A 9,291-nucleotide genomic window follows, 5' to 3' on the forward strand; every position below is an offset into this window, starting at 1 on the left:
GGCTAGAAGGAAAGAAGAAACGGGAGAACAGGAGAAAAAAATAAAACCTAATAAAATCCCCAGTGGGTCGGCGATCAGCTCGGGCGATCTCGGGCGGGCGTTGCTTGACCCGCCGCCTAGTGGCATGTGCCGCTGTTGGCGGGGCGCAGCGGGCGTGGTGCGGGGCGTTGCCGTACTGGCTGGCGCTGGCGGCGACGATCACGCTGCTGTCGACCGGCACGGTGGTGCTGGCCAACGACTACGGGCTGCCGGTGGCGGTGGGCCGGGCGCGTGGCGCTGGCGCAGTCGGTGCCGTTGATCGTCGCGGTGTGACCAGGCCGTTGGCGGCGTGTGGGGATGTCCGCCGGTGTGGTGCTGGGGGCCATGCGGACGGCGTGGACGCCGAAGAGCGCCGGCCGTGGCCGTGGCCGTGCCGACCCTGCTCGGGTTACGTGTTCCTGATGGCGGCCCTGGCGCTGCGCGAGCGCGGGCGGACGCTGCTGGCGGTGTGGCTGGTGACGCTGGCGGCCAGTGTGGTGGCCAGTGACCTGCACCAGCCCGGGCCGGCAGACCGCGACCATCACCGTGGCGATCTCGGGCGCGGTGCTGCTGTGCTGGGCTGGACGGTGCGGGGCCGCGGGGAGGCGCAGCGCAAGCTGGTCGGAGCAGGAGCGGATCAGCGAGGGAGCGGAGCGGGAGCGTTCGACCCTGCTGGAGGAACGGGCGCGGATCGCGCGGGAGTTGCACGACGTGGTGGCCCACCACATGTCGGTGATCACGGTGCAGGCCGACTCCGCGCCGTACCGGATCAGCGGGCTCCCGCCTCGGAGGCGGTGGAGGAGTTCGGGACCATCGCGGCGGGCGGCGCGCGTTCGCTGGCGGAGATGCGGCGGCTGCTGGGGGTGCTGCGCAGTGACGGCAGTGCGCCGGACCGGGCACCGCAGCCGGGGGTGGAGCAGTTGGAGCGGCTGGTGGAGACGGTCCGTCAGGCGGGGGTGCGGGCCTCGCTGCGCGGCGAGCACCTCGGTGAACTCCCGCAGGGCGTCAGCCTGTCGGCGTACCGGATCGTGCAGGAGGCGCTGGCCAACGTGGTGCGGCACGCGCCCGGGGCGGTCACGGAGGTGGAGCTCTCGGCGAGCGCCGGCACGCTCCGGGTGACGGTGGTGAACGGCCCGGGCGGGACGCCGGGGGTGGAGGCCGGGGAGGGCACCGGGCACGGGCTGGTGGGAATGCGCGAGCGGGTCCGGCTACTGTCGGGCAGGCTGGAGACCGGCCCGACCGCCGAGGGCGGCTTCCGGGTCTCCGCCGAACTGCCCGTCACCACCGCTGGAGAGAGCCCCCGATGACCATCCGCGTAATCATCGTCGACGACCAGGCGATGGTCCGGGCCGGCTTCGCCGCGCTGCTCAACGCGCAGAGCGACATCGACGTGGTCGGTGACGCCGCCGACGGGAAGCAGGCGTTGGAGGTCAGCGGGCGGACCCATCCGGACGTGGTGCTGATGGACGTCCGGATGCCGGAGATGGACGGGCTGGAGGCGGCCCGCCGGCTGCTGGACCCCCCGCCGGGGGTGGTGCACCGGCCGAAGGTGCTGATGCTGACCACCTTCGACGTGGACGACTACGTCTACGAGGCGCTGCGCGCCGGGGCCTCCGGCTTCCTGCTCAAGGACGCCCCGCCGGCCGACCTGATCGCCGCCGTCCGGGTGGTGGCGGCCGGGGAGGCGCTGCTGGCGCCCTCGGTGACGCGCCGTCTGATCGAGGACTTCGCGCGGAACAGGCCCGCCCCGCGGAGGGACCGCAAGCTCCAGCTGAACGGGCTGACCCCGCGCGAGACCGAGGTGCTGGAGCTGATCGCCCGGGGCCTGTCCAACCAGGAGATCGCCGAGCGGCTGGTGGTCGCCGAGCAGACCGTGAAGACCCACATCGGCCGGATCCTGGCCAAGCTGGACCTGCGCGACCGGGCCCAGGCGGTGGTGCTGGCGTACGAGTCCGGTCTGGTGACGCCGGGTCAGTAGGACCTGGGGGGCAGTTGGTCGAGGTGCTCGCGCGCCCAGGCGCAGGCGACGTCCAGCTGGCCGAGCAGGGAGCGCCCGAAGTCGGTGAGGGCGTACTCGACCCTGGGCGGGTTCTCCTCGTACGCGGTGCGGCTGATCCAGCCGTCGCGCTCCATCGCCCGCAGCGTCTCGGTCAGCACCTTCGGGGTGACGGTGCCCAGCGGCACCCTCAACTCGCCGAACCGGCGCGGGCCCCCCTCCAGGCAGCGCAGCACCATCCCGCTCCACTTGTCACCGACCCGGATGGGCATCCGGCGGCTGCAGTCCGGGTCGAACCTGTCGGCTTCCAGGGGTGTGGTCATACCGAGACCATAGGGCCGGTTCCGTTGAAGTAACCGGGGCCCCTCCTCGTACGGTCGTCCGCATCCGGCCCGGAGGGGCCGTCGAGAGGGGACCGGCATGAAGAGGATCGTGGTTTTCGGGGCGGGCGGACGCGTGGGCGGCGCGGCCGTGGCCGAGGCGGTGCGGCGCGGGCACGCCGTGACGGCGGTGGTGCGGGAGCCGGGCAGGTACCCGGAGCTGGGCGCCTCGGGCGCGGTGACGGTGGTGCGCGGCGACGCCACGGACGCCGGGTCGGTGGCGTCGGCCGCGGCGGGGCACGACGCGGCGGTGAACGCCTCGGTGCGGCTGGACCTGCCGGCCGAGGAGTACTTCACGGCGGCGGCCCGGGCGATGGCCGAGGGGCTCGGCCGGGCCGGGGTGGGGCGGCTCCTGACGCTGGGCATCGCCACCACCCTGGAGGTCTCGCCGGGGGTGCGGGTGATGGACGACCCGCGGTTCCCGGAGGAGTACCGCCTGTTCTCCCAGGGGCACGTCGCGGAGTTCGAGCTGCTGACGGACACCGCCGGGGCGCTCGACTGGCTGATGGTGGTCCCGCCGATGGACCTGGACGCGGAGGCCGCGGTGACCGGGAGCTACCGGAGCGCGGTCGGCGCGATGGTGGGAGAGGGCCGGATCTCGCACGCCGACCTGGCGGTGGCCCTGCTGGACGAGATCGAGGAGCCCCGGCACCACCGGGTGCAGCTGGCCGTCTCGCACTGATCCCCCTGCACGGCAGGCACGTTGGAGCCCGTTCCGGACAGCCGTCCGGGGCGGGCTCCGTCGTGCCGGGGGCACCGTCCCCCGTGGTCCCCGTAGTACCCCGGTATGACCTCGGGGTTGGCGCTGCGGGGTGACGCCCCGTCAGGCGTCCGCTTCCTACCTTCCTCTCCGTCGAGATCGGTACGAGGAGAGGCGGAGCGGGATGAAGGCGCGATTCCGGCGGGCACTGGCCGCAGGGCTGCTGACGGTGCTGGCGGTCGGCGGGGCCGGCGGCTGGGCGGCGGCGGACGGGCAGCGGGCGGTCACCGGGCCGCCGCCCGGGACGGCCGCCTGGGTGGCCGACACCACCCTCGGGGTGCGGCTGCCGGAGCCGGGCCGCGCCTCGGCCGCCGAGGTGGCGGGGTTCTTCGACGGGCTGCCCCCGGCGCAGCAGCGGGCGCTGGCGGTGCGCCACCCGCTGGTGGTGGGGAACCTGGACGGCGCCCCGTACCGGCTGCGCTACCTCGCCAACTCCCTGGCACTGCAGGAGGAGCGGCAGCACGAGCTGGCCCGGGCCGCCGATCCGGCGCTGCCCGAGCGGGACCGGAAGGCGGCCGCCGCCCGGGCCGCGCGGTACGCGGAGCTGGGCAGCGGGCGGCAGATCCTGGCCTTCGACCCGCGCGGGCGGGGCCAGTACGCCCAGATGTTCGGCGAGTTGGAGCAGGCCGAGCGGACGGTCGTGGTGGTGCCGGGCTCGGACATCGACCTGATGACCGGCGACCGGGCCTCCGCGCACTACGGCACCCCGGGCGGCGCGGCCGAGGCGCTGCGCGCGGCCTCCGGCGAGCGCCTCGCGGTGGTCGCCTGGACCGGCTACACCACGCCCGTCAAGGTCGGCCTGGACGCGGCGGGTTCACGCCTGGCGGAGGCCGGCGCGGCGCGGCTGTCGGCCTTCCTGGACGGGCTGACGCCGGTGACCGGCCCGGTCACCCTGGTCTGCCACAGCTACGGCACGGCGGTCTGCGGGCTCGCCGACCCGAAGCCGGAGCAGGTGCGCGGAGTGGTCGCGCTCGGCTCGCCCGGCATGGACGTGGCCGGGGCGGACGGGCTGCGGGTGCCGCTCTGGGTGGTCAAGCGCAACGCCGAGGACTGGATCGACAAGGTCCCGAACGTCTCGCTGTTCGGCCTCGGCCACGGCGCCGACCCCGACCAACCCTCGTACGGGGCAAGGCTGGTGAGCTCCACCGGCTCGCACGGCCACAGCGGCTACCTGGTGCCCGGCACCGCCTCGCTCGCCAACACCACCGCCATCGCGCTGGGCGAGGACGCCCGGGTCGACTGCGCCGCCGACAGCCCGGCCTGCCGCTCCGCCGCCGCCACCGCCACCGCCTGAACCACCGCCCGAACCTCCTCGAAGGGACCCGTGACCCCGTGAACGCCCTCGCCCGCCTCCGCCACAGCGCCGTCGCCGTGGACGCCAGGACCCCCGCCACCCGCGACCGCGCCCTGGACGGGCTGCGCGCCCTCGCGCTGCTCGCCGTGCCGCTCGGCCACTGGATGCTCGGCGGCTTCACCACCACGCCGGACGGCGTGCTGCACAACGAGAGCCCGCTCTCCACGCTGGGCTTCTTCGCCCCGCTGAGCTGGGTGCTGCAGATGCTCGGCGTCTTCTTCCTGGTCGGCGGGTACTCCTCGGCGAAGTCGCTGGCGCGGGCCCAGGCCCGCGGGGCCTCCACGGTGGACTGGTTCCGGCAGCGGGCGGTGCGGCTGCTGCGACCGGTGCTGGGGGTGGCGGCCGTCTGGGCGCTGCTGGTCCCGGTGCTCGGCGCGCTCGGGGTGCCGCAGGGCACGGTGCGGACCGGCACCGTGCTGGTGGTCCAACCGCTCTGGTACATCGGCATCTACCTGGCGCTCACCGCGCTCACCCCGCTCTGCCTGCGGCTCGGCCGCCGGCTCGGCGGCTGGGCCGCCGCCCCGCTGCTGGCCGTGGTGGCCGTGGTGGACACGCTCCGGTACGGACCGTGGGCGGACTCGGTGCCCTCCTGGCTCTCGCTGGTGAACCTGCTGCCCGGCTGGCTGTTCGGCTACCAGCTCGGCGTCTCCTGGGCGCAGGGGCGGATCAAGCGGGCGGGCGCCTGGCTGCTCGCGCTGGGCGGCGCCGCGCTGTTCACCGTGCTGCTCACGGTCTTCCACTACCCGGCCAGCATGGTCGGCGTCCCCGGTGCGGCCCGCACCAACTCGCACCCGCCGTCCCTGCTGGTGCTGGCGCTGGCCTCGGCGCAGTGCGGCGCGGCGATGCTGCTGCGGGAGCGGATCGGGCGGGCGCTGCGGCGGCCGCTGCTCTGGCTTCCGGTCGTGGTGGTCAACCTCTCGGCGATGACGATCTTCTGCTGGCACCAGACCGCGATGTTCTCGGTCGGCGCCCTCGCCTCCGCGCTCGACACCGCCGTCCCCGGCCTCACCACCGCCCCCGACTCCCTCGCCTGGATCCTCGCCCGCCTCGCCTGGCTTCCCGTCTTCGCCCTGGTCCTCGCCGCCGTCGCCAGGTACGCCCGCCGCTTCGACGCCCCGTGGCGGCTCCCCCGGCTCTGGAAGGCCGCCCTGGCCACCGCCGCCGCCCTCTTCGCCGTCCAGGCACTCGGCGCCCTCTGACGCTCCGTCGGCCGCCGACACGCCGGGGCCGGAGCGCGAAAGGCTTAGGGTGGCCCGATGGTGACGTTCGATCAGTTCCTGGCGATGGGGCTGGCCTTGCCGGAGGCGGGCGAGCGGGTGACGTGGGAGACCACGGTGACCCTGCGGGTCGCGGAGAAGATCTTCGCGATGGGGACGCCGGGCTCGGGGGAGGTGACGGTGAAGGCGTCGAAGGAGGACCAGGCGGAGCTGCTGGCGGCGGAGCCGGAGGTGTTCTCCTCGGCGCCGTACGTGGGGCGGCACGGATGGGTGCTGGTGCGGCTGGCCGGGGTGGACGGCGGGGAGCTGCGGGAACTGATGGCGGAGGCCTGGCGGAGCGTCGCACCGAAACGGCTGGTCAGGGAGTTCGACGCGAGCGGCGGAACCGGCGGAACCCTGTGAGCCATCACACAGTTTAGCCGGGCACGGTGTCCGGTCGGAGCACCTTACGCTGGCTGACGAAGAGCCGGCGGTGGTACCACCACGAGCCCGAGGATGGTGACCAGTTGCCGCAGCGCACCCCGCGTGAGCGCACCCCCCGTGAGGTGCAGCGCAGGCGCCGGATGAAGCGCGCCGCCATGGGCCTGTTCGCCACCGTCGCGGTGCTCGCGGACACCGGTGCGGCGGCCGCCCAGGCCGCGGCGGGCAGCGAGCAGATCGCGATCACCACGCCTCCGGCCGGCAGCGCCCAGTGGGTGGCGGACCGTTCGCTGGGCCGGGTGCTGCCGGATCCGGCGACCGCCGCCCCGCGCGACGTGGCCGCGTTCTTCGCCTCCCTCTCCCCCGCGGAGACCGACCGGCTGATCGGCGAGTACCCGCTGGTGGTCGGGAACCTGGACGGCGCCCCGCCCGCCCTGCGCTACCGGGCCAACCGGCTGGCCATCGCGGCCGAGCGCGACCGCGCCCGCACCCAGGCCGCCGACCCGAAGCTCTCCGTGGGCGCCCGCGCGCTGGCCGAGGCCCGGGCCAACGACAGCGAGCACCTGCTGGAGCCGGGCCGCCAGGTGCTGGCCTTCGACCCGCGCGGCCGCGGCCTGGTCAGCGAGGTGTACGGGGACCTGGCGAGCGCCCAGCGGGTCTCGGTGCTGGTGCCCGGCTCGGAGTCGGACCTCGGCCACTTCGACCAGGCGGCGGAGCCGCTGCGCTCCCCGGCCGGGATGGGCCGGGCGCTGTACGAGGAGGAGAAGCGGCGTGCCTCCGGCACCCGCACGGCGGTGATCGCCTGGACGGGGTACGTCAGCCCGGTCGGCCTGGGCCCGGACGCCGTCACCTCCCGGCTGGCCGACGCCGCCGCACCCCGGCTGGAGCGACTGCTGGACGGCCTCGCGGTGACCGGACGGACGGACGCGCCGCCCACCCTGTTCTGCCACTCCTACGGCTCGGTGGTCTGCGGCACGGCCGCGCCGGCCATCCACGACGGCACCGACCTGGTGGTCTTCGGCAGCCCCGGGATGGGGGTGTCGGACGCGGCCGCGCTCGGCACCGGCGTCCGGGTCTGGGCCACCCGCAACCCCAGCGACTGGATCGGCAACGTGCCCTACCTGGAGGTCGGCGGCCTCGGCCACGGCGCCGACCCGACCTCCCCCGACTTCGGCTCCGTGGTGATCTCCTCCACCGGGGCGTCCGGGCACAACGGCTACCTCGCCCCCGACACGGCCAGCCTGCGCAACTTCGCCGAGCTCGGCCTCGGCCACTACGACGAGGTCCGCACCGCCGCCCGCCGCGGCGCGGCGGACCCGAGCTGACGCCTCCTCGGCTGACGGACCCCCGCCGTACGGTGGGGCCATGACGGTGATCCGGGAAGGCCTCCACCACCTGCGCAGCGCGGCCGACGGCCGGCTGCTGACGGTGGCCGACGAACGGCGGCGCAGCGGCGCCAGGTTGTGCACGGCCGAGCCGGACGGCTCCCCCGGCCAGCTCTGGCGGATCTCCGCCGTGCACCCGGGCGGCGGGCTGTACCACCTCACCAGCGAGGGCAGCGGCCGCCGCCTGGACGTCGCGGGCGCCCGCACCGAGGACGGCGTCCCCGTCCAGCTCTGGACCCCGAACGGCTTCGGCGCCCAGGACTGGCTGCTGGAGCGGCACGTCGACGCCCCCGACACCTTCAACCTCGTCGCCCTGATCAGCGGCCGCTCCCTGGAGATCGGCCCCGACGGCACCGCCCGCCAGTGGGAGGACCGCGACGACCCGTCCCAGTGGTGGCACCTGGACCCGGCCTGACGCCCCGCCAGCAGATGACCCCTAGGCCTTCGTCCAGGCGCCGATGCCGAGGCGGCCGGTGGTGCCGAGGTCGAGTTCCGGGGTGACCGTCACGGGGGCCGTGCCGGGGACGGCGCGGACGCGCAGGTAGGGGGCCAGGACCGGGGCGCCCTCGGTGCCGGTGGTGTTGCGCCAGGTGATCACGGAGCGGGCGGACTCGCCGGGGGCGAGGTCGAACTCCCGGGCGGTGTCCTCGGCTCCGGTGCCGGTGGCGATGGCGGAGCCGCCCCGCAGCACCGCGACCCCGTCGACGGGGCGGTGGTCGAGGCCCAGCGGCTCGGCCGCCGGGAAGCCGTTCAGGCGCAGCGGCGCGGCCCCGCAGTTCTCCAGCAGCAGGCCGACCGCCCGCAGGCCCATCGCCGCGCTGCCCTGATCGGCCGTCAGCCGCAGCCCGGAGGGCGGGCAGATCCCGGGGACGGGCGGCGCCTCGGCCACCGGGACGCTGCGGACCAGGAGCACCTTCGGCGCACCTCCGCGCGTACCGCCCAGGGGCCGCACCGGGCTTCCCGTCGGGCCGCCGGACAGCCGCACGGCGTCGTGCACGGTGCGCCCGCCCCCGACGTACGGCAGGGTGCGCACTGTGTTGCCCGGGCCGGGGGCGCCCAGGTCGAGGGTGACGGTGTAGGCGTACGCCTCGGGCTCGGGGTTGGTGACCTCGACCTCGACGCACGAGGGGTCGGCGGCGGTGATCCGGACCCCGTCCCGGGCGGAGGCGGTGGGGCTCGGGGCGGCCCGCCCGCTCGCGGCGACCGCGCAGTCGGCACCGTCGGCGGGCGGCAGCGCCGGGCCGCCCGGCGTGGCGGCCACCCGGGAGCCGCAGGCGGTCAGCGGGAGCAGCCCGGCCAGGGCCAGGGCCGTCGGGAGGATCGCGCGCGAACGGTGCATCCCCCGATCGAAGCAGACGCCACCGGGCCGGGCAGTGACCGGCCCCACAGCGGGCGTAACGGTCCTGTCCCGGACTGCCGCGCGGGCAGCCCGAGTTGCCTGTTCGGGCAGTACCCCCGAGTAGCCGCCCATCGGCCCGGGCGGAGGTTGACACCGCAAGTTGGTCTAGTCCATTTTGGAAATCAAGGGCCAGGTGCCGTGAACGATCCCGGCCTTGGGGGAAGGCACATGACGAAACATCAGACGGAGCGGCCGGACCCGGCGGCCCTGTCGGCCGCCCTGGCCGCAGCCGAGCAGGACGTCCTGCTCTTCGACCTGGCCGGGATAGCCGCCCAGTACGACGCGCTGCGGCGCGAACTCCCTGGCGTGGACCGTCCGGTTCGCGCTCAAGGAGACGAGCAGCGTAGGCGCGTTCTCATGAC

At 75.1% G+C, this 9,291-nt stretch carries 11 protein-coding genes and 1 pseudogene; 9 read left to right on the forward strand and 3 right to left on the reverse strand.

Annotated features, from left to right (window positions below; translation table 11 throughout):
• The coding region (locus ABD946_RS27695; RefSeq protein WP_345288073.1) for a hypothetical protein at positions 1-235 on the reverse strand (235 nt) is incomplete at its 3' end.
• Between the two features lie 577 nt (positions 236-812).
• Between ABD946_RS27695 and ABD946_RS27700 the strand changes: the two genes are divergently transcribed.
• Both ABD946_RS27700 and ABD946_RS27705 read left to right on the forward strand, forming a co-directional pair.
• The gene (locus tag ABD946_RS27700) at positions 813-1,325 is read left to right on the forward strand and encodes a sensor histidine kinase (protein WP_345288075.1); all 513 of its coding nucleotides are present in this window, start codon (positions 813-815) and stop codon (positions 1,323-1,325) included.
• On the forward strand, positions 1,322-1,996 hold the full coding sequence (locus ABD946_RS27705) for a response regulator (RefSeq protein WP_345288077.1): 675 nt from the start codon (positions 1,322-1,324) through the stop codon (positions 1,994-1,996). The genes ABD946_RS27700 and ABD946_RS27705 overlap by 4 nt, the downstream gene beginning before the upstream one ends.
• Here the strand turns inward: ABD946_RS27705 and ABD946_RS27710 are convergent.
• The gene (locus tag ABD946_RS27710) at positions 1,990-2,337 is read right to left on the reverse strand and encodes a winged helix-turn-helix transcriptional regulator (RefSeq protein WP_345288078.1); all 348 of its coding nucleotides are present in this window, start codon (positions 2,335-2,337) and stop codon (positions 1,990-1,992) included. The two genes, ABD946_RS27705 and ABD946_RS27710, sit on opposite strands and share 7 nt — an antisense overlap.
• Before the next feature lie 97 nt (positions 2,338-2,434).
• On the opposite strand from ABD946_RS27710, the gene ABD946_RS27715 reads away from it, so the two are divergent.
• From ABD946_RS27715 to ABD946_RS27740, 6 genes are all read left to right on the forward strand, one after another.
• Positions 2,435-3,076 (forward strand): NAD(P)-dependent oxidoreductase, encoded by a 642-nt coding sequence (locus tag ABD946_RS27715; RefSeq protein ID WP_345288079.1) that lies wholly within the window; start codon positions 2,435-2,437, stop codon positions 3,074-3,076.
• Positions 3,077-3,278: 202 nt separating this feature from the next.
• Positions 3,279-4,448, forward strand: coding sequence for an alpha/beta hydrolase (locus ABD946_RS27720; protein WP_345288080.1), 1,170 nt, complete (start codon positions 3,279-3,281; stop codon positions 4,446-4,448).
• Positions 4,449-4,486: 38 nt separating this feature from the next.
• Positions 4,487-5,707: an acyltransferase family protein gene (locus ABD946_RS27725; RefSeq protein WP_345288082.1), complete on the forward strand. Its 1,221-nt coding sequence runs from the start codon at positions 4,487-4,489 to the stop codon at positions 5,705-5,707.
• Positions 5,708-5,764: 57 nt separating this feature from the next.
• A complete protein-coding gene (locus ABD946_RS27730; RefSeq protein ID WP_345288084.1) occupies positions 5,765-6,127 on the forward strand; it encodes an MmcQ/YjbR family DNA-binding protein in 363 nt (120 codons plus the stop codon).
• Positions 6,128-6,231: 104 nt separating this feature from the next.
• The gene (locus ABD946_RS27735; protein ID WP_345288086.1) at positions 6,232-7,470 is read left to right on the forward strand and encodes an alpha/beta hydrolase; all 1,239 of its coding nucleotides are present in this window, start codon (positions 6,232-6,234) and stop codon (positions 7,468-7,470) included.
• A 40-nt stretch (positions 7,471-7,510) separates the two neighbouring features.
• A complete protein-coding gene (locus ABD946_RS27740) occupies positions 7,511-7,945 on the forward strand; it encodes an RICIN domain-containing protein (protein WP_345288088.1) in 435 nt (144 codons plus the stop codon).
• 21 nt (positions 7,946-7,966) lie between these two features.
• Here the strand turns inward: ABD946_RS27740 and ABD946_RS27745 are convergent, their stop codons facing one another.
• Complete coding sequence (locus ABD946_RS27745) at positions 7,967-8,869, reverse strand: DUF4232 domain-containing protein (RefSeq protein ID WP_345288090.1); 903 nt, start codon at positions 8,867-8,869, stop codon at positions 7,967-7,969.
• Between the two features lie 228 nt (positions 8,870-9,097).
• Between ABD946_RS27745 and ABD946_RS27750 the strand changes: the two are divergent.
• Positions 9,098-9,291: pseudogene (locus ABD946_RS27750) on the forward strand (hypothetical protein); the annotation flags it as partial.

Source organism: Kitasatospora albolonga (assembly GCF_039535905.1).
Lineage (GTDB): Bacteria > Actinomycetota > Actinomycetes > Streptomycetales > Streptomycetaceae > Kitasatospora > Kitasatospora albolonga.